This window comes from Streptomyces auratus, assembly GCF_050433025.1.
In the GTDB taxonomy this organism is placed as follows: Bacteria; Actinomycetota; Actinomycetes; order Streptomycetales; family Streptomycetaceae; genus Streptomyces; species Streptomyces sioyaensis.
The window spans coordinates 2,409,077-2,431,398 of record NZ_JBNGCB010000003.1 but is presented as its reverse complement, the minus strand read 5'-3'; the positions used below and the strand labels follow the sequence as shown (position 1 = coordinate 2,431,398).

The window sequence follows — 22,322 nt, the reverse complement described above, 5'->3', positions numbered from 1 at the left end:
GCGCCGGGGACTACGTCATTCGTCGCGAGCCGCCGCCTCGCATGCGCGCCCTTGCCGCCATCGGGCCGTCTCCATCGGCCTTTCTTCCTCGGCTGGTCCCCAGCCGCAGATCGTGCCGTCATCGACCCCGTACGGTCGGCGGCCGCGGCGCGCGCGGGACCTGCCGGCGAGATCCGTCTACGTCATCCGTCCCAGCCCCGCAGGGACGAGGGGCACAGGCACCGATCGGTCATTCCACGGTGGTAGGTCCCCTCCGAGGTCCTTACCGTGAGGCTCCGAGCGTGCACGGCCGCCTTTCGCCCCCGTGCCGAACGCCGACTCACCGAGGAGCCCGCATGGACGTCAGCCGGCTGACCGCGATCGACGTGCACACCCACGTCCTCGCATCCGTCACCGAAAAGGAGCGTTCCGGAACCGGTTCCGACGCCCTCGCCGGGGTCTTCGGCTCGATTCCCGAGCTGACGGTTCCCGAGCTCGCCGAGTACTACCGCGAGCGGTCCATGGCGGCGATCGTCTTCACCGTCGACTCCGTCACCCGGACCGGTCAGGAGCCCCGGGTCACCAACGAGGAGATAGCCGAGCACGCCGCCGCGCACCCGGACACCCTGATCCCGTTCGCCGGCGTCGACCCGGGCCGCGGCGCGGCCGCCGTGCGGACCGCACGCCGCCTGATCAACGAGCACGGGGTCCGTGGGTTCAAGTTCCACCCGAGCGACCAGGGCTTCTTCCCCAACGACCCGGCGGCCTACCCGCTGTACGAGGTGATCGCCGAGGCGGGCCTGCCGGCCCTGTTCCACAGCGGGCAGACCGGAGTCGGGGCCGGCCGGCCGGGCGGGGGCGGCATCCGGCTCAAGTACTCCAACCCGATGCACCTCGATGACGTCGCGGTCGACTTCCCCGACATGCCGATCATCATCGCCCACCCCTCGGTCCCCTGGCAGGACGAGGCGCTGGCGGTCGCGGGCCACAAGCCTCAGGTGTACATCGACCTCTCCGGCTGGTCCCCCAAGTACTTCCCGCCCCAGTTGGTCGCGCAGGCGAACTCGCTCCTGAAGGAAAAAGTCCTCTTCGGGTCGGACTTTCCCGCGCTCTCTCCTGACCGCTGGCTCGCCGACTTCGCCAAGCTCGACATCAAGGACGACGTGCGCCCCATGATCCTCAAGGAGAACGCGGTGCGCCTCCTCGGCCTGGACGACTCGGCGAAGGTTGCGGAGGCCTGATCATGGACGTCTCCTTCGGCACCGTCTGGGAAGCCGTGGCCACCCGCCTCCCGCACGCGGTCGCGATCTCCGAACCGGGCCGCGACTTCACCTACGCCGAGTTCGATGACCGCGCGTCCCGCCTGGCAGCGGCGCTCGAGGCCGCGGGTGTCGGGCCGGGCGACACCGTTGCCTGCTACCTGTACAACGGTGCGCCCTACCTGGAGACGGTGTTCGCCGCCTTCAAGATCGGCGCGATCCCGGTCAACGCGAACTACCGCTACACCGAGGAGGAGCTCTCCTCCCTGCTCGACGACGCCGACGCCGCCGCCTTGGTCTTCAGCGGGGAACTGGCGGCCAACGTCGGCCACGCCGCGGCCAATGTGTCGTCGCTGCGCCTGCTCGTACAGGTCGGCAACTCCCCCGGGTGGCCGGCCGGGCCCACCGCACGCGACCTCGACGACCTGCTCGCCTCCACCGGTCCACGCCCGCACCGTCCCCGGCCCGGCTCGGATCAGCTCTTCATGTACACCGGCGGCACGACCGGCAAGCCCAAGGGCGTCATCTGGCGGCAGGCCGACCTGCTGCACAGCCTCACCGTGCCGATCTTCCGCCCGCTCGGCCTGGCCGGGCTGCCCCGCTCGCTGGAGGAGGCAGTCGATGTTGCGGTCAAAGCCCACGAGGACCGCATGGCGCCGGCGGTCATGCCGGTCGTGCCACTGATGCACGGCACCGGCCTGTTCAACACGCTCGGCGCCCTGCTGGTCGGCGGCCGGGCCATTACCGTGCGCCCCGGCCGCCTCGTTCCACACCACGTCTGGGAGACCGCGGTGGCGCAGCGCGCGGGCACGATCATCGTGGCCGGCAACGCGGTCTGTCAGCCGCTCGTCGACGAGCTGATACGGGCGGAGAACGCCGGCTCGCCACACGACCTTTCCTCCCTCCGTGCCGTCCTGAGCTCGGGTACCGCTCTCAGCGACCGCCTCAAGCAGGCTCTGCACGAACGGGCGGACCTCACCATCACCGATGCGATCGCCTCCAGTGAGGGCGGTCCGTTCGCCTTCGCGGTGACCCGGTCCGTGGAAGACCTCCCGGCCCGCTTCTTCCCCACCCCGGCGACCAAGGTCATCACCCAGGACGAGCGCATCCTCGAACCTGGCAGCGACGAGACGGGAATGCTCGCCTACAGCGGCCCGATGCCGCTCGGCTACTACCACGACAGGGCAAAGACGGCGACCACCTTCCGCACCGTCGACGGCGTCCGCCATGCCATCCCCGGCGACCTCGCACAGCTGGAGGCGGACGGATCGATCCGCTTCCTCGGCCGCGGCTCGGGTGTCATCAACACCGGCGGCGAGAAGGTCCACCCGCAGGAGGTCGAAAGCGTCCTCCTCACGCATCCGGACGTCACCGACTGTGTCGTCATCGGTGCCCCTGACGACGTCTGGGGCGAGCGGGTCGCCGCCATCGTCGCCACGTCCTCGCCCCGCTCACTCGTCGAGTCGGATCTCCAGGACTGGGTTCGCCAGTCCCTCGCCGGATTCAAGGTCCCGCGCACGATCGTGCTCGTCGACAGGCTGGCCCGGACCCCGACCGGCAAGTTGGAGATGGCCTGGGCCAGGGCGACTGTCAGCGCGGACAAGCAATAGTCCCACCCGCACTCGAAGTTCGGGTGCGACGAGCCGGCGCCGACCCGGTTCAGCTTCCGGCCGACCCGGTTCAGCTCTGGGGCGGCACGAGGCCCTGTCGCACCGCGACGAGAGCGGCCTGGGTACGGGACGTGAGCTGGAGCTTTCGCAGAACGTTGCTGACGTGCGTCCGGGCGGTGCGCTCGCTGATCACGAGTTCGTCCGCGATCTCCTGGTTGGAGCACCCCTGGGCAACGAGAATCAGGACGTCGCGTTCCCGGCCGGTCAGCGCACCGATGCCGGTCGGCGGTGACACGATCTCCTGGGTGAGCTGACGGGCCACCGCGGGGTCGAGGAACACATCACCCACCGCTGCCGCGCGGATCGCGGCAACGACCTCGCCGGGTTCGGCATCCTTGAGCAGGTAGCCCGACGCGCCGTTGGCCAACGCGGCGTGCACCCGCTCCATCTCACCGAAGCTGGTCAGGACCACGACCTTCACGCTGGGGTGCAGCTGGGTGATGCGCGCCGATGCCGCGACCCCGTCCATTTTGGGCATCAGCAGGTCGATCAGGACGACGTCCGGGAGTTCGCCGTAAGCGGCCATGGCCTCCAGCAGATCGAGGGCCTCCAGACCGTTGCCGGCTTCGGCCGCCACTTCCAGGTCGTCGAGAACCTCAAGGTAGGCGCGGATACCACGGCGGACCACGGCGTGGTCATCAACGATCATGACCCGGACCTCTGCATGGGTCGGCGTCGGTGCTGCCGGAGCGTTCACGGTGTCGGGTCCTCCCTCGGTTCATCAGGCCTCTCGGGCTCCGGGAGTGCGGTGTGTGGCACGAGATCGGGCAGCGGGACCACGGCCCGCACCGAGGTGCCCCCGGCCGAGCGTGGTCGCACCCGCACCGTGCCGCCCCATCGCTCCGCCCGCTCCCCCATGCTGACCAGGCCGTATCCACGTGCCGGGCCCTGACCTTCGGCACCGCTCGCGCGAACGCCCCTGCCGTCGTCGGCCACGGTCACGGCGAGCGCGTGCTCTCGCACGCTCAGGCAGATGGTGACGCTCTCCGCCTCAGCATGCTTGACGACGTTGTGGATGGCCTCAGCGACGATCCGGTACACGTCCTCGGCCATCTCCGGGGCGATGCGGTCCAGCCCGGACCCGGCGATGACGCTGAACCGCAGACCGGTGCGGTTCCCGGTGCTCTCGGCGAGGGCCCGGACGGCCTCCTCGAACCCCAGTTGGGTCGAGGCCGCCGGCCGGAGTTCGTGCACCATGGCACGAAGGTCCGCCAGGACGGTCTTGGACAACACTCCGACCTCTTCGGCGATGCGCCGCACCCCCGCGGCCGGGACGCTCTCGCCACGAGCTCCCAGCACGCCCAACGACTTGGCCTGCATCCCGATGGAGAACACCTGCTGCACGATCGAGTCGTGCAGGTCCCGGGCCAGCCGCTGCCGCTCCTCCCGACGCGCGAGCTCACGCTCCTTCTGCAGCAACGAGACGTAGTCGACCGCAACGGCGGCCTGTTCGGCCATCGCCAGCAGGAACTCCATGGTGGGGCGACCGACGACCTGTCCCGGCTCGAAGAACGCGTTGAGGACGCCGGCGGAGCGGCCGCGGATGATCAAGGGCACGCTGGCGAACCAGTCCCACTCCAGCTCGCCGAGGTACTCGTGCAACGGTTCCCACGACGGGTCCTTCCGGATGGACGCCCAGCGGTCGGGCACCACGACCGGCTCGCCCTGCTCCAAAGCGTCGATCATCGCCAGGACGGCTCCGCGCTCGCGGCACTCCATGATCCGGTGAAAGAAGTCCGGCCAGCGGCGGAACCCGGCCGAGCCCATGATCTGCAATCCCTGGCCCGACTCGTCCAGCGTCAGGATCTGCACCCCGGCCAAGGCGTCGGCCTGCAGCACCTCTCCGGCGAGGGCGTCGAGAGTCGCCGTGATCGAGCCCTCCGACGCCAGCTTCACGGACGAGCGCGCGATGGCGGCCACCCGGCGCTGCCGCTGCCGCTCGGCACTGACGTCGCGAAAGGCCACCACGGTCACCGACGGATCACCCGGCAGCGGGCGGGTCCGATAGGCGAACTCGCGGCGCCGCCCGGCGACCGGGGTCCATACGCAGACCTGCTCGGTTGCGCCATCATCAAGAAGCTTCAGGGTGTCGGCCGAGAAGCACTGCGCAAGCTCGAAGGGTGCGGGCGTCCCGGCCAGGTCGTCCGCGGGGCGTGCGCACAACGCGGCCCCCGCCGCATTCACCTGGACGAACAACCCATCGGAGTCGATCACGGCAATGCCGTCGGGAACATGCTCAGCCGGCATCGCCCACGCAACCGGCGGGCCGAGCGCCCCGGCTCCCCCGTCATGCGACGCCACGACGTTTGCTCCGCGATCTCGGCTGGACATCGGCCCTCCTCCCGGACCTTCCAAACGGCGGCTGTCCGGCCAGCATGCGCCCAGCCGCACCCCGCCATCATCGGACTCCCGGCACATTCCGTCTACGTCATCTGTCGTAGGCACACGGGGAGGGACCGCCGAGGGCGACAGCACCAGGACGGCGACCGCCTTCCGCACCGTCGACGGCGTCCGCCTGTTGGTCATGTCGGCGAACGCCCGCGCGGACCGAGGGACCGACGGTCAGGCGACTCTCAGTCGCCGCGTTCCTCCGCCACCCCGGCAAGCTCCCGCAGCAGCGGCAGGAGCTCCTCCATCCGCCGAGCGCCGAGCCGCTCGACCGGCCAGCTGTCGACGCGGGCGGCCGCGGGGGCGACACGACGCAGGAGATCACGGCCTTCGGAGGTCAGCCGGACCTGGTGCCGGCGGCGGTGGGCGGGGTCGACCTCGCGAGTGACCCAACCACGGGAGGCGAGTCTGTCGAGCATGGTGGCCATGGTGGACCGGTCGATCGCGGTGGCCCTGCAGAGCTCCACCTGGGTGCTGCCGGGTGAGTCGACGAGAACGGTGAGGACGGCGTACTGGGGGGCGGTGAGGTCGGGAACCTCTGCTTGCCAGACCGCAGTGAGCTGTTGCAGCGCGCGACGCAACAGGTGCATCGGAGTGTCGGCGAGGGACTGCTCGGGCATGGCCGCGGTGTCTCCGAATCGTTGCAGCACTGGCGGACAGCCAGTGGGGCCACGCCATGGGGCTCCGGACGAATCCTTGCACAGACAGTCAGAGGCAGGACAAGCATCCACAAGCCAGAACATCGGGCTTGGTCAGGTCGGTGGGGCCCGGTCCCTCGATCAGGCCGCGGAAGTGCCAGTCCTGGCCGTAGGCGCGCACGGGACGTCATCGCCGCGCGCGGTGGAAGGCCCCTGCCAGCGCACCGCGCGTTGACTGTCGAGGCCGAACTGGTCCATGACGCGGGCGACTATGTGATCCACGATGTCGTCCATCGATGCGGGCTTGTTGTAGAAGGCCGGCATGGGCGGCAGGATCGTCACTCCCATCCTGGAGAGGGCCAGCATGTTTTCCAGGTGAATGGCCGACAGCGGGGTCTCCCGTACGCCGAGCACCAGGGGACGCCGTTCCTTGAGAGTGACATCTGCCGCCCGTGACACGAGGTCACTTCCGTAACCGGCCCGGATCGCAGCGAGTGTCTTGGCGCTGCACGGCAGAATCACCATGCCGTCGGTGCGGAACGAGCCGCTGGAGACAGCGGCCGCCTGGTCCTCGGGGCCGTGAACCGCATCCGCCAGTTTCGCGACCTGCCGCGCCGTCCACGAGGTCTCCAGCTCAATGGTCGCCCGCGCCCAGCGACTCATGACCAGGTGTGTCTCCACGTCCGGCTGCCGGCGTAGCTCCTCCAGCAGTCGGATGCCCAAAATCGCGCCCGTGGCGCCCGTCATCCCGACGACCAACCGCATGTACATACCTTTCGCTCGAACTTGCCTGAATGCCGGGTATCGCGCCGATTCGAAGAGGCGCATTGCCCCCGGCGTGTTCCTTCCGCCCCGCCGTGGAGGTGTATGTGGCTTCCGGCGGGACGGTGTGGGCGCCACGGCATGGGACGCGGGGCGGCCGGGGCCGAGCCCGGCCGCCCCGCGTCCCATCGGAGTCAACGCTGGTGCCGGGCCAGCACCTTGGCTCGCACATCGGCGGGGTAGGCGTGCTCGAAGTCGGAGGTCACCTGACGCTCTCCGGGTGCGGGGAGGAGTGCCTCATGGACCACCTTGGTGCCCTGTGCGGCGTGCCGCTCATCCTCGGTGTAGCAGGCGAGCAGCGGCAGGATCGGACCGCCTTCGAAGTAGACCTTGCGGTCCACGGGGTGGACCCGGGTGGCCAGTGCCCACATCAAGACATGCTCGTCGGCGGGATCGATGTCGTCGTCGAGCAGGAACACCTGCGGCAGGCAGTGGCCGAACTTGGTCGAGAAGAGGGTCTCGCCGACCCGGCGGGCGAACTCCTCCGGCGTGCTGCCGGGCAGTTGGTCGCGCCAGTCGGCGGGCACGGTCACCGCGTACCAGTGGCCGGCGCTGTACATCGAGCCCCAGACGGTGGTGACCGGAAGGTCTGCTGCGCGCAGCGCGGCCACTGCGCCGACGGCCATGCCGATGGTCTGCGAGGTGTGGCACTCGTCGACGGGTGTGCCTTCCGCGACCAGGGGCCAGATCGGGTCGTCGCGGTAGGTGATCGCCTCCACGCCGTAAACCGGCTGGAGGCTGGTTTCCGTCGGAATGTAGCCTGCGTATTCGCCGAACGGCCCCTCCACGCCGGAGCGTTCGATGGAGAGATGGCCCTCGATGACGATCTCGGCACTGGCGGGCACCAGCAGATCCGACAGTTCGGCCTTGACCACCTTGAGCGGTTCATCGATCAGTGCGCCGATGTAGTCGGCCTCGTTGACATTGTCGGGCAGCGGGACACCGCCGATGAACGGAATGGCCGGGTCGCCGCCCTGCACCAGGGCGTACGGCATGGGCTTGCCGAGGTCGACCCACTGCTGCCAGACCTGGGCGATGTGCTGAGGGTGCAGGACCAGACCGGTCATGTGCTTGCCGTCGACCATCATGATCCGGGCGATGGACCAGTTGGTCCACGAACCGTCCGGGGTCTGGGCGATGATCACGCCGTAGGTGTTGGCGTAGCGGTTGCCGTCCCCGTGGTGCACGAACGGCACCGGGAAACGGGTCAGGTCCGCGTCGTCACCGAGCAGCACGTTCTGCTTGACTTCGGCCTCTTCGCGGCTGACCGACTTCGGGGGGATGCCGGGGCGGCTCCAGGTGGCGACCAGGTGGTCCACCACCTCTCGGCCGGTGGCCTCCGGCGGAAGGCCGATGCTCACCGCGATGCGGGCGAACGGCTTGTCCGGGGCGACGCTCAGCGCGGCCGGCGAGCCGAGCAGGCGAAAGCCTTCCTCGACACCGCTCACCTTCTGAAACAGCGGTGCGGGAAGACGGCGCTCGACGCTGTAGCGCGTGTGCGCGGCGGCTTCCAGGTTCCAGTCGACCTCCGTCTCGATGCGGTCGAGGTCGCCAAGGGATTCCAGTACCGCAATGTGTTCGCGCAGATCCGAAGGGTGACGCATAGGGACTCCTTCCAAAGGACAGCGGACGCTATGTCCGTGTACTGACTATCAGTGTACGCCTAATGGTTGCCTCGGGAAACCTGATGCGTGTCGGGCAGCGTGCGGATGCCGGGCTGCGGCTTCGTCGTAGTGCCCCTTTGAAGGTGGCGGGCGCGCGCTGTGCAGGCCGCGGTGGTGCCGCCCGCATGCGCGTTGCCCGCATGTCAGCGCGCGGTAAGCGGCGCATCAGCCCGCCGGTGAAGCATTCCTCTTGTCCGCATCCAAGGAGCACGAGTACTGGGAGGCGGGGGAGATGAGTAACACGGTGAACACCGCACTTCGCGTGGACGAGTCCGCGCTCGATGCCCTCCGCTGGGAGAGCGGCCCGGCGTCGCCCCCGGTACAGCACACTCCGGCCCAGCCGAGGCGGGCCTTGGATCACGCCGGGAAGTCGGCTCCCCGGGCCGTGCTCGCCGTGCCCTCGCGCGAGCCGTTTGTGCGCACCTGCCGCGCCTTCGCGACGCAGGTGCTCCGCCGCTGGGGCGTTCCCGGAGCGGCGCGGGACTCCGCCGTGCTGGTCATCGACGAGCTCGCGGTCAATGCCGTCCAGCACGGCCACGCCGACACCACAGTCGTCCTGAGCCGGGTCGGGGACCTCCTCTTGATCTCGGTCACCGACTCCGGGGCCGCGGTGCCCCATTCCTGGGACGGCACGGACAGCGATGAGCACGGGCGCGGTCTGGCGATCATCGATTTCCTCGTGGAGTGGACCGAGGTGCACCACACCACGGCAGGGCGTCAGGTGCGCGCGGGTCTGCGTCTCCGGCGGGACCTGTGACGGCCGGGTCGAGCCCGTCGACCGGCGGACTCCGCTCGTCAGTCACATGTCAGTGCCACGTCAGCGCTTCCTCAGGCCGGTCCTGACGATGGGTGTATCAGGTCCCGCTCGCCCCGCACCGGTCTCCGGTGCGTCGGCGGGCCGCTGAACCGAGAGAGGGGTCGAATATGGCGGTAGCTCCGGTCATTCTCAACCTGCGGCGCTGGATAAGCGACAACGTCGAGCACTTTCAGCCGCCGGTGGGAAACCGGGAGTTGTGGAAGGAGGGGTCCCAATTCATTTTCATGGTGTCCCGCGGGCCCAACTCGCGCAACGACTTCCACATCAGCCCGAGCGATGAAATCTTCTATCAGCTCACCGGTGACATCCGCGTCGACTATCGGGACGAGAACGGACGCATGGAGAGTGTGACCGTCCGCGAGGGCGATGTCTTTCTGATGCCCGCGATGGTCCCGCACTGCCCGCTGCGGCCCGCCGGGACCTGGGGAGCGGTGATCCAGCGGGTGCGCACCGAGCAGGAGCCCGATTGCATCCTCTGGTACTGCAAAGGCTGCGGTGACCGGCTCAACGAGACATGGTTCGGGCTGTCGGACATCGAGGTCCAGGTCAAGGCCGCCATCGACCGGTTCAACGGCAGTGCGGAACTGCGGACCTGTGCGAACTGCGGCGCCGTACACGAGGTCGCCGGGCCCTTCGTGATGCCCCGGAGTGCCGCAGAAGGCGGCCGTAGCCGGAAGGGAGAGCGTGGCGATGACGCGGAGTAAGGGACGTCAGGGCGTCGTCGCCGACCAGGCGGTGCCGCGTGGCAGGTATCCGCACCTCCGGCGGGCCGGCGACTTCGTCTTCGTCTCGGGAATCAGTTCACGACGTGCGGACAACACCCATATCGGCGCGGAGGCCGATGAGTTCGGCACGGTGCGGCTGGATATCCGCGCACAGACCCGCGCGGTGATCGAGAACATCGCACGGATCCTGGCCACCGCCGGCTTGGGTCTTGGCGACATCGTCGATGTCACCAGTTTCCTCGTCAGCATGAATGACTTCGCCGGATACAACGAGACCTATGCGCAGTTCTTCGACTTCGACGGCCCCACCCGCACCACCGTGGCCGTCCATCAACTCCCGCACCCGCACCTCCTGATCGAGATGAAGGTCATCGCCGTCATCCCGACCGAGGGCTCGCGGTAACACAACTGGCTCATCAACGAAGGAGGATCGACCACATGGGTGCGCGCACTGCACAGGAGTACCTTGCGGGCCTCAATGACGGCAGAGAGGTCTGGCTCGGCGGGGAATCCGTAAAGGACGTCACTTCCCACCCCGCCCTGCGCCGCGGAGCGAGTTCGATCGGCGCCTGGCTCGACCGGCAGCACGAAGCGGAGCTGCGGGACGTTCTCACCTTTCCCTCACCCGAGTCCGGCGATCGCGTCGCCACGTCCTTTCTGCGCCCCGTGACCCAGGAAGACCTGGGCAAGCGTTCCGCCGCCTTTCTCGAAGCCGCACGGTGGAGCGGCGGAATGCTGGGGCGTACGCCCGACTATCTCAACTCGTCGTTCATGGCGCTGGCTTCCGCCTCGGAGTTCTTCACCGCGGTCAACCCCGAGTTCGGCCGGAATATCGAGGCGTACTTCCGCCATCTGCGGGAGAACGACATCGTGCTCACCCACACCCTGGTCAATCCGTCGGTCAACCGACGGCTCACCGATCAGGGAATCCCCAGCGCACAGGTGGCCCTGCACATCGTCCGGCACACCGACCGCGGCATCGTGGTGCGTGGGGCGCGGCTCCTTGCCACGCTCGGTCCGCTGGCCGACGAGCTGGTGGTGTTCCCCTCCACCTCGCTCAAGGACGACCCGTCGTCGACCCGTTACGCCTTCGCGTTCGCCGTGCCCTGTGCCACCAGCGGCCTGCGTTTTCTGTGCCGGGACAGCTACGACACGGGCCGGCCGGTCTTCGACGCCCCGCTCTCCGCCCGGTTCGAGGAGATGGACGCCGTCGTCGTGTTCGACGATGTCGAGGTCCCCTGGGAGCGGATCTTCCTGCTGGAGGACCCGTCCTCGTGCAACGCGGTGCATTCCGCGACGAATTCACTGATCCACATGATGCACCAGGTCGTCTGCAAGAACATCGCGAAAGCCGAGTTCATGGTCGGGCTGCTGTGCGCGATGACCGGCGCCAATCAGCGTGACCGCGCCCCGCAGACACAGGCACAGATCGCCGAGGCGATGTGTGTGGTGGAAATGATGAAGGCCTGCCTGACCGCGAGCGAGGCCCACGCCAGGGCCGACCAGTGGGGCACGATGACGCCCGACCGGATGCCGCTGGACGCCGCCCGCAACGTCTTCCCGCAGCAGTACCAGCGGCTGGTCGAACTGGTCCAGCTCCTCGGCTCCAGTTCGCTGATGGCCACCCCCGCCCAGGCCGACCTGACCTCGGCGATCGCCGGTGACATCGACACCTACTTCGCACTGGAGAACCTCGAATCCCCGCAGCGCATCGGGCTGTTCCGGCTCGCCCAGGACGCCGCCGTATCGGGCTTCGGCGCACGGCAGGCGCTCTACGAGCGCTTCTTCTTCGGCGCACCGGAACGGGTGGCGGGCATGCTGTTCCAGGCGTACGACAAGGAACCCCTCACCAAGAGGATCTTCGACTTCCTCGGCCGTCCGGACGGCCTCGCCGGCCTCACCGACGGTTCGGGACAGCGGGACACGGCATCGGAGGCCGATGATGGACGCTGACTCCTTCCGCCGGGCGCTGGGCAGCTTCCCCAGCGGCGTGACGATCGTGACCACCGCCGATGCGGACGGCGAGGCGTGGGGCATCACGGTCAGCGCCTTCTGTTCGGTGTCCCTGTCGCCGCCACTGGTGCTGTTCTGCCCGGCGGTGTCCGCACGCTCCCACGACGTGTTGCGGCGGGCCGAGCGGTACGCGATCAACGTGCTGCGGCCCGAGCACCGCACGCTGGCCCTGCGGTGTGCGAAGGCCGGCGCCGACAAGTTCGCCCGGGCCGGATTCCGTACCGAGGGCGGAGTTCCCGTCCTGCCCAGCGCGCTGGCCAGCCTGGTCTGCCGGGCATCCGCCCGGTACGACGCCGGTGACCACAGCATCCTCGTCGGCGAGGTCGAAAGCGTCCGGGTGAGCGACGGGCTGCCCCTGGTGTACTTCGACCGCGAGTTCCGCGAGCTGTCACCCGCGCCGCTCCTCGCACCACCCGGCATGGTCGACCGCTACCGCGACCGGCCGCTGTGGGAAACGGACGGCGCCGACGGAAGCCATGCGGCGTGACAAAGTGGCCGCTGACCGGGGATGTTACCCTTCTCACATGCGAGTTCAGCTGCTCGGACGGCTGGAAGTGCGCGAGGCGGAACAGCTGGTTCCTCTTGAGGGGCCCCGGCAGCGGACCTTGCTGGCCCTGCTCGCGCTGCACAGCGGAATGGTGGTCTCGACCGACCGTATCCTCGCCGAGGTCTGGGCCGAGGACATGCCCTCGCACCCGGCGAACACGATCCAGGCTCAGATCTCGCGGCTCCGGGCGCTGCTGGGCAGCAAGCGGATCGCCACCGCGAGCGGCGGCTACACGCTGGACGTGGACCGCGAAGACGTAGACGTCTACCGGTTCGAGGCCCTGGTGGCGGCCGGTCGCACGGCGCAGAAGTCCGGTGAGCCGGAGGCCGCTGCCGCCACCCTGTCCGAGGCGCTCGCCCTGTGGCGCGGGCCCGCCCTCGCCGATGTCCTGGACATGGACTTCGCCCGGACCGAAGCCGGTCGCCTCGACGAATTGCGGCTCATCGCCCTGGAGAGCCGCATCGAGGCAGACCTCGCCCTGGGCCGCCATGCCGAGGTCATCCCGGAGCTGTCCGCGCTCACCGAGGCACACCCGCTCCGGGAGCACTTCTTCGCCCTGCTCATGATCAGTCTCTACCGCTCCGGCCGCCAGGCCGAAGCCCTGCGGGTGTTCCGGAAGGCCCGCGCCCAGCTCGTCGACGAGCTGGGAGTCGACCCGAGCGAGGAACTGCAGCAGCTGGAGCAGCGGATCCTGATCCACGACGCGGGCCTGCTCGGACCCGCTTCCGCGCCGGTCCACCAGGCGACGCCCGCGGCCTCGCGCGCCACGGGCAATCTGCGCACCCCCTTGACCAGCTTCGTCGGACGTCATGACCTGCTCGGCCAGGTGCGGCAGTTCATCCGTTCATGGCGGCTGGTCACCTTGACCGGGGCCGGCGGGACCGGGAAGACCCGCCTTGCCCTGGAAGCGGCCGGCGCCGCCGACCTGCCGCTGCCCGACGGCGTATGGGTGGTGGAGCTGGCCCCGGTCTCCGAACCGGACCGGGTCGCCGGCGCGATCCTGCAGGCTCTCGACGTCAGGTCGCAGCCGCCCCCGACCATGCAGGCGGCGCCCGCTCCGGGTACCGTCCGGCCCGCCGTCGACCGGCTGCGGCAGTACCTCCAGGAAAAGCAGCTGCTGGTGGTGCTGGACAACTGCGAACACCTCGTCGAGGCCGTCGCCGAGCTGGCGGAAGCGCTGCTGCGGGACTGCGGACGGCTGCGCATCGTCACCACCAGCCGGGAGCCGCTCGGCGTCCCCGGAGAGATGCAGCTGCCCGTACCGCCCATGCGCTACCCGGGTCCGGCCGAGCAGGACCCCGAGGCCATCGCCGGCCACGAAGCGGTACAGCTCTTCGTGGAGCGCGCCCGTGCCGTCAGCCCCGGCTTTCGCCTCTCGGAAGGGAACGCCGTACCGACCGGGGAGATCTGCCGCCGGCTGGACGGTATTCCGCTGGCGATCGAACTCGCCGCCGCCCGTACCAAGACGATGTCGCCCATGGAGATCACCCGCGACCTGGCCGACCGCTTCAGCCTGCTGACGGGCGGCTCCCGCACCGCGACAGCGCGCCACCGCACCCTGGCGGCGATGGTCGACTGGAGCTACGAGCTGCTGTCCGCGGCGGAGCGAGCGGTCTTCGACCGGCTGTCGGTGTTCTCGGGCGGTTTCACCGTGGACGCGGCAGCGGCCGTCTGCGCCGACCTGCCGGAGATGGACGCGGCGGCCGTGCGGGACTGCCTCGACCGGCTGGTCAACAAGTCCCTGGTCACCGTGGAGGTGGGAAAGGGCGACCGCGCGCGTTACGAGATGCTGGAGACGATCCGGGAGTACGGCACCGCACGGCTGCACGCCACCGACGACTACGGAAAGGCACGCGACCGGCACGCCGCGTACTTCCTCGCGGTCGGTGAAGAGGGCGGCAGACAGGTACGCGGGCCCGACCAGCCCGCATGGCTGGACATCCTGCAACAGGAGACGGGCAATCTCGATACCGCCCTGGACTGGCTGCTCGGACGAGGGGAGGCCGAGCCGGCGCAGCGGATGGCAGGCGCGCTCGCCTGGTACTGGTGGATCCGTGCCGAGCATCAGAGCGGTACCCGGCGACTCCTCGCCGCGCTCGAGCTGGACGGCCGCGAATGCTCGCCCACCGTCCATGCGCTCGCGCTCGCCTGGGCGTCCCACCTCGCGCAGAACGCACACGACCTCGACGCCGCCGTACGCCTCGGCCGCAAGGCGCTGGACGTCGGGAGTGCCGCCGGCAGCTCGGACTCCGATCTCGCCCTGGCCTCGGCCTTTCTGGCGCACGCGCTGATGCGCCAAGGGGAGCACGCCGAAGCCGCCCCTCATATCGCCCGCGCCTTCGACGGGCTGGACGAGGCCACCGACCATTGGGTACTGGCGAGTTCCTACCTCGTTGCCGGACTCGGTGCTTTCTGGCAGGGCGATGTCGAACGCGCCACGGAGCTGTTCACCCACGCCCTGACGCATTACCGCCGCAGCGGCGACCAGTGGGGAGTCCTGCGGGCCCTGTTCCGCCTCGGTGCGGTCAGCGAAAGTCGCGGCCGCTACCGTGAGGCGACGGCGCTCGCCGACGAGGGGCTCGGCCTGGCCCGGCACCTCGGGCTGGCCGAGATGGTCGCGGCACGGCTGGCCGACCTGGGGCGGCTGGCCATCCTCCGCGGTGAACCGGACGCCGCCCGTGACCTGTTGCACGAGTCGTTGAACACCGCTGCCTGGATCGGCGCCGAAGAGCCCGCCGCCAGTGCCCGCAACAGTCTTGGCATCCTCGTGCGTGCCGAGAAGGACCTGGAACGGGCCAGTGCCCTGCACACCAGCGCCCTGGAGTCCTATGAACGCATGGCCCTGTCCAGGGAAGCGGGGATGTCCCGTGTCTGCCTGGGCCTGGTGCTTCTCGACCTCGGCAAGACGGCGGAGGCACGGGAGTGCTTCGAGCGCGCCCTCGCCGCCGGCAAGTCGGTGCACGACCCCTGGACGCTGGCCATGGGCCTCGAAGCCCTGGCCCGGGCGGTCTGCCGGACCGACCTGCGGCGCGCCGCCGAACTGCTGGCCCAGGCACGGCAGATCCGCGACGAGACGGGAATGCCCACTCCGACCTGGCTGGCCGACGACGTGAACCGCACCGCTAAGGCCGTGCAGGGCCAGGCGCCCCCGCCACCGTCACCGACGCCGAACCGAGCGACTCGATCACCGCACGCACCTGCGCCCCCGGGCGCAGCGGAACCGCCGCGGTAGCACCGCCGGCGAGCACCACCCACCCCGCCCGCAGCGGCATCCCGGCGCGCCCGGTCAGCCGTGCCGCGGCCGCCAGCGAACGCCACGGGTCCCCGAGGATCGACGCGGTGGCCCCGACCTCGGCGGTCCGGCCGTCCACCTCCAGGAGCACGCCGAGGCAGTCCAGCGACGGCGGCACGGCCTGCCAGGCGCCGAGGACGAATCCGGCCGCGGACGCGTTGTCGGCCACCACATCCGCCAGGGTGAAGCGGAAGTCCGCATAGCGGGAGTCGATGATCTCCAACGCGGGGGCAACCGCAGTCACCGCCGACGTGATCGTCTCCGGTGGTGCGCCAGGAGGGATGTCGCGTCCGATCAGGAACGCGACCTCGGGTTCGATCCGCGGATGGATGTAGTGGTCCGGTGCGATCCGGTCGCCCTCCGGGACCAGCATGGCGCTGGTCAGACGTCCCCAGATGACCTCGTCCACGCCCATCTGCGCCATCTTCTGCCGACTGGTGAAGCCCATCTTCACCCCCACCAGACGTTCGCCGCGATCCAGCCGCCGGGCGACGGCCAACTCCTGTACCGCGTAGGCGTCCGCGACACTCAGCACAGCTGCTTGTGAGGGCTGCGAGGTGACCTCACCCCGCCGGGCCGCCTCGTCGAGCCGCGCGGCCAGCCTCTCCTCGGGAGTCAATCCACTCATGGCGACCTCTCACGCGTCGTCTGCGGTGTGTGTCCGGTGTGCGCGGTCGCGCGCCAGGTCGAGCGCCACGTCCACGATCATGTCCTCCTGTCCGCCCACCATCGCCCGGCGGCCCACCTCGACAAGGATCGAGCGGGCGTCCACCCCGTACCGGCTCGCGGCGCGTTCGGCGTGGCGGAGGAAGCTCGAATAGACCCCGGCGTAGCCGACCGCCAGGGTCTCTCGGTCCACTCTGACCGGACGGTCCTGCAACGGGCGGACGAGTTCGTCCGCGGCGTCCATGAGCGGGAAGAGCTGACAGCCGTGCCGCCATCCCATCAGGGTGGCCGTGGCGATGAAGACTTCAAGCGGAGCGTTGCCCGCTCCCGCGCCCTGGCCCGCCAGCGCGGCGTCCACCCGGCAGGCGCCGTGTTCGACGGCCACCACGCTGTTGGCGACGCCCAGGGAGAGGTTGTGGTGGGCGTGGATCCCGATCTCGGTCTCCGGCCGCAGCACCTCACGGTAGGCGCTGATCCGCGCGGCGACCTCGTCCATCGTCAGCCGCCCCGCGGAATCGGTGACATAGACACAGTGCGCGCCGTACGACTCCATCAGCCGGGCCTGCTCAGCAAGGACCGCCGGCGGCGCCTGGTGCGACATCATCAGGAATCCGGCCACGTCCATACCGTGCTCCCGCGCCCAGGAGATGTGCTGGGCGGCGATATCCGCCTCGGTGCAGTGCGTGGCGACGCGGACGCTGCGCACCCCCAGATCGCGGGCCTGCCGGAGATCTGCGATCGTGCCGATTCCCGGCAGCAGCAGCGTCGTCAGCCGCGCCCGGGTGAGCGTCTCGGCGGCGGCCTGGATCCACTCGGCGTCGGTGTGCGCGCCGTGACCGTAGTTCACGCTGGACCCGGCCAGGCCGTCCCCGTGCGCAATCTCGATCGCGTCGACCCCGGCCCGGTCCAACGCCCCGGCGATCAGCCGTACTTGATCCAGGCTGTACCGGTGCGCGATGGCATGCATTCCGTCGCGGAGCGTCACGTCCTGGATGTAGAGGTTCCGGCTGCTTTCCTCCGCCGTTCCCCTCGCCGTGCCCTTCGCTGTTTCTGCCGTCTTTTCCTTTGAGTCCACCGTGGTCACCTGGCAGCTGCCTTTCTGCGGAGTTCCACCAGGCGCTCGGCTGTACGCACCGCGGCGGACGTCATGATGTCCAGATTTCCGGCATACTCCGGCAGGAAATGGCCGGCTCCGGAAACTTCGAGGAAGACGGATACCTGAAGGCCCGTGAAGGAGCCGCCGAGTGCGGGAACATGCCGGGGGCGGTCGACGCGCTCGAACTGCACGGGCTGCTTCAGCCGATAGCCGGGCACATACGCGCGGACGGCGGAAACAGCGGCCTCCACCGCGGCGCTGATCGCGTCCGGATCCCCGTCCGGGCACAGGCAGTGCACGGTGTCCCGCATGATCATCGGCGGTTCGGCCGGGTTGAGGATGATGATCGCCTTCCCCCGGCGCGCGCCTCCCACCTGCTCGATGGCGCGCGCGGTCGTCTCCGTGAACTCGTCGATATTGGCCCGGGTTCCGGGACCGGCCGACCGTGCGGCGATGGTGGCCACGATTTCGGCGTACGCCACCGGCGCCACGCCGTGCACCGCGGCCACCATGGGAATCGTGGCCTGGCCGCCGCAGGTGACCATATTGAGGTTCTGGGCGTCGAGTCGGTCGAGGTTGACATTCGGCACCACATAAGGGCCGATTGCGGCAGGTGTGAGATCGATGAGGGTCTTTCCATGGGGGCTCAGCACTTCCGCGTTGTGCAGGTGCGCGCGGGCGGATGTCGCGTCGAAGACAATCTCGATCTCCTCGAAGCCGGGCAGTTCGGTCAGTCCCTCGGCTCCCGATGTGGTGGTCGGTATGCCCAGTCGACGAGCGCGTGCCAGCCCCTCCGACGCGGGGTCGATCCCCGCCAGGGCCGCCATCCGCAGACCGCTCGACTGCCGGAGGATCTTGAACATCAGGTCGGTGCCGATATTTCCGGACCCGAGAACGGCGACCGGTACAGTCATGAGTGAATTCCCTTCGCGAACACCGCTCGTACCGAACCGAGCCCGGAGACACGCGCTTCGTAGACGGTTCCGGGCGCCACGCGGACCATGGGGCCGAGGGCACCGGAGAGGACCACATCGCCGGCGGCGAGCGGGTGGTCGGTCTTGGCGAGTCGGCGGGCGAGCCAGGTCACGGCGTTCACCGGGTGCCCCAGGCACGCCGCGCCGGCTCCGACGGACAGGGGCTCGCCACCGGCCAGCAGGACCGCTCCGCTCTCCCGCAGATCCAGTCCGTCCAGGCGCCGTGGGGTCCCACCGAGAAGAAACCGGCCGCTGGAGGCGTTGTCGGCGACCGTGTCGACGATATCGATGTCCCAGGCGGCGATCCGTGAGTCGACCACTTCGATCGCCGTCACCACGTAGGCGGTCGCCCGCAGCACGTCGGCCGTCGTCGTCCACTCATCGGCGAGGCCGGTTTCCAGGACCAAGGCGACCTCCACCTCGATGCGCGGGTCGATCAGCCCCGTGAGATCGATTTCCTCGGCGTCGCCCACCGCCATATCGCCGAACAGCACCCCGAAATCCGGCTGATCGACACCCAGTTGCTGCTGCACCGCCGGTGAGGTCAGTCCGATCTTGCGCCCGACGAGCCGTCGTCCCTCGGACAGCGCGCGTCGCGTGTTCACTTCCTGAACCTCATACGCGGCCTCGATATCTCCAGCGCCCAGCAATGTGCGGATGGGTGCGCAGGGCAGATTGCTCATACGCGCGTTCCAGAGCCGTTGTGCCGCTTCCGCGATGCCGTCGCTTTCCGTGCTCGGAAGCATGCTGAGGGCTCCTTTCGGTATTTCCTTGGCTTGCCCGGATTCACGGATCGGACGCCGGACAGCCACACCCTGCCCCCCGGCTCTGCTGCCGGCCTGACATGGCGCTGACACGGCGGCCCGACTGCGTGCCCGGGGGCGTCAGCCCGTCGTCAGGTGCACCTCAGCCGGCGGGGCGACCATTGCCGCCACTCTCGACGCGCACAAAGGCCACGGATGAATTCCGACAACGTGGCCGCGGGGCCTCGTGCCAGGAAGAAGAAAGAAGAAGGAGGAGGAGATGTGCACCAGTTGCTACGCCTGAGTGATGAGGTCGAACAGGCCCTTCGGGAAGGACAGCCGGTGGTGGCATTGGAGACCACCGTCATCAACCACGGACCGCCGTACCCGGGAAATCTTGAATTGGCCTTGGCCATCGGCCAGGCGGTGCGCGAAGGGGGCGCCATTCCCGCCACGATCGGTATTGCCGACGGGCACTTCGTGGTCGGGATGAGCGAGAGCGAACTCGAGCGGTTCGCCGGCACCGAGCACATTCCCAAGGCCACTACCCGGGATGTCGGGTTGATCCTGGCCTCCGGCGGCCTCGGGGCCACCACCGTGGCCTCTTCCTTGTTCATCGCCGACAACGCCGGAATTCCGGTGCTCTCGACCGGAGGCATCGGAGGAGTGCACCGCAACGCCTCGGTCACCTTCGACATCTCCGCCGATCTAGTGGAATTGACGCGCCGTCAGGTCGCCGTGGTGTGTTCGGGTGCCAAGAGCATTCTCGATGTGGGGCTCACGCTGGAATATCTGGAGACGCTGGGGGTGCCGGTCATCGGCTATCGGTGTGCGGAATTCCCGGCGTATTACTGCACTTCCAGCGGGTTCCCCAATCCGCAGCGGACCGATGAGCTCACCACCTTGGCCGCGGCCATCGATGTGCACTGGGAGGCCGGGGCGACCGGATCGGTGGTCGTCACCTCGCCCATCGAAGCCGAGGACGCGCTGGACAGCGACCGCATCGAGCAGGCGGTCCAAGGCGCCGTGCAGGAAGCCGAAAGCGACGGTGTGCACGGCGCAGCAATCACCCCGTACCTGCTGGAGGCCGTATCCGCGGCGACCCGGGGACGGAGTGCGGCGGCAAGCCGTGCGGTGCTGATCAGCACCGCGAAGCTGGCCGGACAGGTGGCCCGCGCTCTTGCGGACCGCCAGGCAGCCGAGCGCGACTCCGGCCGTGCTCCGGGACCGGGACGGCAGGCCGGCCGGGCCGGCGACATGTGGAAGCGAGTGACGTGATGACAAGCCCCAGAACCAAGGCCGTTGTGGACCAGCACCGGCGTTTCCGGTCCGCCCCCTCCGCCCGTGCGGCAACGCTGATCACCAGCTGCCTGGCGGTGTGTCTCGCCCAGATCGCGCTGGCCATGCCCGCGACCCTGAACGGGCTGTTCCAGGAGAGCCTGCATCCGGTCGGCTCCCAACTCACCTGGATCTCCGACGCGTTCTTGTTGCCCGTGACGGTACTGGAGCTGACCTTCGGTGTGCTGGGCGACCTCTTCGGCCGCAAGCGACTGCTGGTAGGCGGCGCGGGGCTGCTGGCCGTCGGCGAGGTGGTGGCGGCGACTTCCGTGGGTGTCCCCCAGTTGTGGGCGGGCCAGCTCCTCGGCGGCCTGGGCGCCGCGGCGCTGTTCCCCACCACGCTCGCCATGGTCGCGGCCGGCACCCACACACCGCGCGACCGGGCCCGGGGCATCGCGGTCTGGACCGCCGCGCTCTCCACCGGCGGGTTCATCGCCCCCGTTCTCGGCGGTATCTCCGGAACCTACGGTTCTTGGAAGCTCTCCTTCGTGATCGTCGCAGCCCTGGCCGTGATCACCGTGCTGGTCTGCTGGCTGCTCGCCGAAGACTCCAGCTCGCCGGAGGGTCGCTCACTGGACTGGGGCGGCCAGATCACCATCCTCATCGGCCTGTTCGCCCTGCTCTACGCGGTGATCCAGGGGCCGACCGACGGCTGGGGCTCCCCGTTGGTGATCGGTGCCTTCGTCGTCGCCGCGGTGTTCCTCGTACTGTTCGTCTTCGCCGAACACCGGGCCCGCACCCCTCTGCTGCGCCTCGACCTGTTCCGCAACCGCGCCTTCACCATCGTCTCGGTCATCACCGTCGTCGGGATGTTCAGCTTCCTCGGCACCGCCTATGCGACCAGCATCCGCCTCGGGGTGATCCAGCACCAGAGCCCCCTGCGGACCTCGGTGGCCTTCGTCCTGCTCGGCGGGTTCTCGCTGGTACTCACTCCGCTCATCTCACGGCTGCTGGAGCGGGCGAACCCCCGCTGGCTGCTCTCCGGCGGCCTGCTGCTGATGGCCACGGGCGACTTCTGGATGGCGACCCTGGACGTACGGGAGACCTCGCTCGGCGCGTACCTCGTCCCCCTGGGCCTGGCGGGCATCGGCTATGCGTTCAGCATCGCGTCGCTCACCGCCGTTGCCGTGAACACGGTGCCGATCCGCTACGCCGGTATGGCCAGCGCATCGACCAGCCTGCTCCGGGACTTCGGGTTCACCCTCGGCCCGGCCCTCATCGGCGCGGTCGCCCTCGGCCATGCCGCCTCGGCGTTCCAGTCCCACCTGTCCGCCTCCTCGCTCGCCCCAGCGGTGAAATCCGCTGCCACAGAGGTGGCCCGGGCCGGCGGCCCCCTGGCGGTGAACTCGGTTCCGCCGGACTCCGCACCAGGTCAGGCAATAGCCCTTGCCCGGGACGCGCTCGGCCGGGGCTACTCGCTCGGGTACGTGGTCTGCGGGGCGGCCGCGTTGATGTCGTGCCTGCTGGCCGTGTCGGCCCTGCGGGGCGACTGGAAGGGCACCCCGAACACCGGGGAGTCGCTGGCGGCGGACACCCCGGCGACGGCGGCCCCGGAGCCGCTGTAGCAGGCCAACCGGTGCGCACCGACAGGCTTCGAACACCTCGATGCGCTGGGCCAGAAGATAGCGGGACAGGGCTGCCCCGTAGCTACCGGCCCCCTCCCCCCGGCCCGGCGCACTGTACCCAACTGG

Annotated in this window: 19 protein-coding genes; 10 read left to right on the top strand and 9 right to left on the bottom strand. The window is 69.3% G+C overall.

The window, feature by feature from the left end:
• Positions 1-335 precede the first annotated feature (335 nt).
• Both BKA18_RS30325 and BKA18_RS30320 read left to right on the top strand, forming a co-directional pair.
• Entirely contained in the window at positions 336-1,220 is an 885-nt protein-coding gene (locus BKA18_RS30325) for an amidohydrolase family protein (protein WP_366044819.1), read from the top strand.
• Between the two features lie 2 nt (positions 1,221-1,222).
• Positions 1,223-2,848 (top strand): AMP-binding protein, encoded by a 1,626-nt coding sequence (locus BKA18_RS30320; RefSeq protein ID WP_366044820.1) that lies wholly within the window; start codon positions 1,223-1,225, stop codon positions 2,846-2,848.
• Between the two features lie 70 nt (positions 2,849-2,918).
• On the opposite strand, the gene BKA18_RS30315 is transcribed toward BKA18_RS30320, so the two are convergent.
• The 5 genes from BKA18_RS30315 to BKA18_RS30295 all read right to left on the bottom strand — a co-directional run bounded on the left by BKA18_RS30315 (position 2,919) and on the right by BKA18_RS30295 (position 8,360).
• On the bottom strand, positions 2,919-3,557 hold the full coding sequence (locus BKA18_RS30315) for a response regulator (RefSeq protein WP_366044821.1): 639 nt from the start codon (positions 3,555-3,557) through the stop codon (positions 2,919-2,921).
• A gap of 44 nt (positions 3,558-3,601) precedes the next feature.
• Positions 3,602-5,155: a sensor histidine kinase gene (locus BKA18_RS30310; RefSeq protein ID WP_366044873.1), complete on the bottom strand. Its 1,554-nt coding sequence runs from the start codon at positions 5,153-5,155 to the stop codon at positions 3,602-3,604.
• 326 nt (positions 5,156-5,481) lie between these two features.
• A complete protein-coding gene (locus BKA18_RS30305) occupies positions 5,482-5,916 on the bottom strand; it encodes a MarR family winged helix-turn-helix transcriptional regulator (protein WP_366044822.1) in 435 nt (144 codons plus the stop codon).
• A 159-nt stretch (positions 5,917-6,075) separates the two neighbouring features.
• Entirely contained in the window at positions 6,076-6,699 is a 624-nt protein-coding gene (locus BKA18_RS30300) for a non-oxidative hydroxyarylic acid decarboxylases subunit B (protein ID WP_366044823.1), read from the bottom strand.
• A 191-nt stretch (positions 6,700-6,890) separates the two neighbouring features.
• Positions 6,891-8,360: a UbiD family decarboxylase gene (locus BKA18_RS30295; RefSeq protein ID WP_366044824.1), complete on the bottom strand. Its 1,470-nt coding sequence runs from the start codon at positions 8,358-8,360 to the stop codon at positions 6,891-6,893.
• 292 nt (positions 8,361-8,652) lie between these two features.
• On the opposite strand from BKA18_RS30295, the gene BKA18_RS30290 reads away from it, so the two are divergent.
• From BKA18_RS30290 to BKA18_RS30265, 6 genes are all read left to right on the top strand, one after another.
• The gene (locus tag BKA18_RS30290) at positions 8,653-9,177 is read left to right on the top strand and encodes an ATP-binding protein (RefSeq protein WP_366044825.1); all 525 of its coding nucleotides are present in this window, start codon (positions 8,653-8,655) and stop codon (positions 9,175-9,177) included.
• Between the two features lie 167 nt (positions 9,178-9,344).
• Positions 9,345-9,941, top strand: a complete 597-nt coding sequence (gene nbaC / locus BKA18_RS30285) for a 3-hydroxyanthranilate 3,4-dioxygenase (protein WP_366044826.1) — start codon at positions 9,345-9,347, stop codon at positions 9,939-9,941.
• Positions 9,928-10,365 carry a RidA family protein gene (locus BKA18_RS30280; protein WP_366044827.1) on the top strand — a complete coding sequence of 146 codons (438 nt, stop codon included), beginning with the start codon at positions 9,928-9,930 and terminating at the stop codon, positions 10,363-10,365. Before nbaC ends, BKA18_RS30280 begins: the two co-directional genes overlap by 14 nt.
• 35 nt (positions 10,366-10,400) lie before the next feature.
• Positions 10,401-11,915, top strand: a complete 1,515-nt coding sequence (gene hpaB / locus BKA18_RS30275) for a 4-hydroxyphenylacetate 3-monooxygenase, oxygenase component (RefSeq protein ID WP_366044828.1) — start codon at positions 10,401-10,403, stop codon at positions 11,913-11,915.
• Positions 11,902-12,462 carry a flavin reductase family protein gene (locus BKA18_RS30270; RefSeq protein ID WP_429638720.1) on the top strand — a complete coding sequence of 187 codons (561 nt, stop codon included), beginning with the start codon at positions 11,902-11,904 and terminating at the stop codon, positions 12,460-12,462. Before hpaB ends, BKA18_RS30270 begins: the two co-directional genes overlap by 14 nt.
• Positions 12,463-12,499: 37 nt before the next feature.
• The gene (locus BKA18_RS30265; RefSeq protein ID WP_366044830.1) at positions 12,500-15,754 is read left to right on the top strand and encodes an AfsR/SARP family transcriptional regulator; all 3,255 of its coding nucleotides are present in this window, start codon (positions 12,500-12,502) and stop codon (positions 15,752-15,754) included.
• On the opposite strand, the gene BKA18_RS30260 is transcribed toward BKA18_RS30265, so the two are convergent.
• The 4 genes from BKA18_RS30260 to BKA18_RS30245 are packed head-to-tail and all read right to left on the bottom strand — an operon-like array spanning position 15,645 to position 19,296.
• The gene (locus BKA18_RS30260; RefSeq protein ID WP_366044831.1) at positions 15,645-16,442 is read right to left on the bottom strand and encodes a 2-keto-4-pentenoate hydratase; all 798 of its coding nucleotides are present in this window, start codon (positions 16,440-16,442) and stop codon (positions 15,645-15,647) included. The genes BKA18_RS30265 and BKA18_RS30260 overlap by 110 nt on opposite strands.
• A gap of 9 nt (positions 16,443-16,451) precedes the next feature.
• The gene (gene dmpG / locus BKA18_RS30255) at positions 16,452-17,555 is read right to left on the bottom strand and encodes a 4-hydroxy-2-oxovalerate aldolase (protein ID WP_366044832.1); all 1,104 of its coding nucleotides are present in this window, start codon (positions 17,553-17,555) and stop codon (positions 16,452-16,454) included.
• 5 nt (positions 17,556-17,560) lie between these two features.
• Positions 17,561-18,490, bottom strand: a complete 930-nt coding sequence (locus BKA18_RS30250) for an acetaldehyde dehydrogenase (acetylating) (protein WP_366044833.1) — start codon at positions 18,488-18,490, stop codon at positions 17,561-17,563.
• Entirely contained in the window at positions 18,487-19,296 is an 810-nt protein-coding gene (locus BKA18_RS30245) for a 2-keto-4-pentenoate hydratase (protein ID WP_366044834.1), read from the bottom strand. The genes BKA18_RS30250 and BKA18_RS30245 overlap by 4 nt, the downstream gene beginning before the upstream one ends.
• 213 nt (positions 19,297-19,509) lie before the next feature.
• On the opposite strand from BKA18_RS30245, the gene BKA18_RS30240 reads away from it, so the two are divergent.
• Both BKA18_RS30240 and BKA18_RS30235 read left to right on the top strand, forming a co-directional pair.
• Positions 19,510-20,571 carry a pseudouridine-5'-phosphate glycosidase gene (locus BKA18_RS30240; RefSeq protein WP_366044835.1) on the top strand — a complete coding sequence of 354 codons (1,062 nt, stop codon included), beginning with the start codon at positions 19,510-19,512 and terminating at the stop codon, positions 20,569-20,571.
• Positions 20,571-22,196 (top strand): MFS transporter, encoded by a 1,626-nt coding sequence (locus tag BKA18_RS30235; RefSeq protein ID WP_366044836.1) that lies wholly within the window; start codon positions 20,571-20,573, stop codon positions 22,194-22,196. The genes BKA18_RS30240 and BKA18_RS30235 overlap by 1 nt, the downstream gene beginning before the upstream one ends.
• Positions 22,197-22,322: the final 126 nt, after the last annotated feature.

Excerpts from the sequence above, each read along its gene's own strand:
- BKA18_RS30325 (WP_366044819.1), top strand. The coding sequence starts at position 336 with ATGGACGTCAGCCGGCTGACCGCGATCGACGTGCACACCCACGTCCTC.
- BKA18_RS30320 (WP_366044820.1), top strand. The coding sequence starts at position 1,223 with ATGGACGTCTCCTTCGGCACCGTCTGGGAAGCCGTGGCCACCCGCCTC.
- BKA18_RS30315 (WP_366044821.1), bottom strand. The coding sequence starts at position 3,557 with ATGATCGTTGATGACCACGCCGTGGTCCGCCGTGGTATCCGCGCCTAC.
- BKA18_RS30310 (WP_366044873.1), bottom strand. The coding sequence starts at position 5,155 with ATGCCGGCTGAGCATGTTCCCGACGGCATTGCCGTGATCGACTCCGAT.
- BKA18_RS30305 (WP_366044822.1), bottom strand. The coding sequence starts at position 5,916 with ATGCCCGAGCAGTCCCTCGCCGACACTCCGATGCACCTGTTGCGTCGC.
- BKA18_RS30300 (WP_366044823.1), bottom strand. The coding sequence starts at position 6,699 with ATGCGGTTGGTCGTCGGGATGACGGGCGCCACGGGCGCGATTTTGGGC.
- BKA18_RS30295 (WP_366044824.1), bottom strand. The coding sequence starts at position 8,360 with ATGCGTCACCCTTCGGATCTGCGCGAACACATTGCGGTACTGGAATCC.
- BKA18_RS30290 (WP_366044825.1), top strand. The coding sequence starts at position 8,653 with ATGAGTAACACGGTGAACACCGCACTTCGCGTGGACGAGTCCGCGCTC.
- nbaC (WP_366044826.1), top strand. The coding sequence starts at position 9,345 with ATGGCGGTAGCTCCGGTCATTCTCAACCTGCGGCGCTGGATAAGCGAC.
- BKA18_RS30280 (WP_366044827.1), top strand. The coding sequence starts at position 9,928 with ATGACGCGGAGTAAGGGACGTCAGGGCGTCGTCGCCGACCAGGCGGTG.
- hpaB (WP_366044828.1), top strand. The coding sequence starts at position 10,401 with ATGGGTGCGCGCACTGCACAGGAGTACCTTGCGGGCCTCAATGACGGC.
- BKA18_RS30270 (WP_429638720.1), top strand. The coding sequence starts at position 11,902 with ATGATGGACGCTGACTCCTTCCGCCGGGCGCTGGGCAGCTTCCCCAGC.
- BKA18_RS30265 (WP_366044830.1), top strand. The coding sequence starts at position 12,500 with ATGCGAGTTCAGCTGCTCGGACGGCTGGAAGTGCGCGAGGCGGAACAG.
- BKA18_RS30260 (WP_366044831.1), bottom strand. The coding sequence starts at position 16,442 with ATGAGTGGATTGACTCCCGAGGAGAGGCTGGCCGCGCGGCTCGACGAG.
- BKA18_RS30250 (WP_366044833.1), bottom strand. The coding sequence starts at position 18,490 with ATGACTGTACCGGTCGCCGTTCTCGGGTCCGGAAATATCGGCACCGAC.
- BKA18_RS30245 (WP_366044834.1), bottom strand. The coding sequence starts at position 19,296 with ATGCTTCCGAGCACGGAAAGCGACGGCATCGCGGAAGCGGCACAACGG.
- BKA18_RS30240 (WP_366044835.1), top strand. The coding sequence starts at position 19,510 with ATGAATTCCGACAACGTGGCCGCGGGGCCTCGTGCCAGGAAGAAGAAA.
- BKA18_RS30235 (WP_366044836.1), top strand. The coding sequence starts at position 20,571 with ATGACAAGCCCCAGAACCAAGGCCGTTGTGGACCAGCACCGGCGTTTC.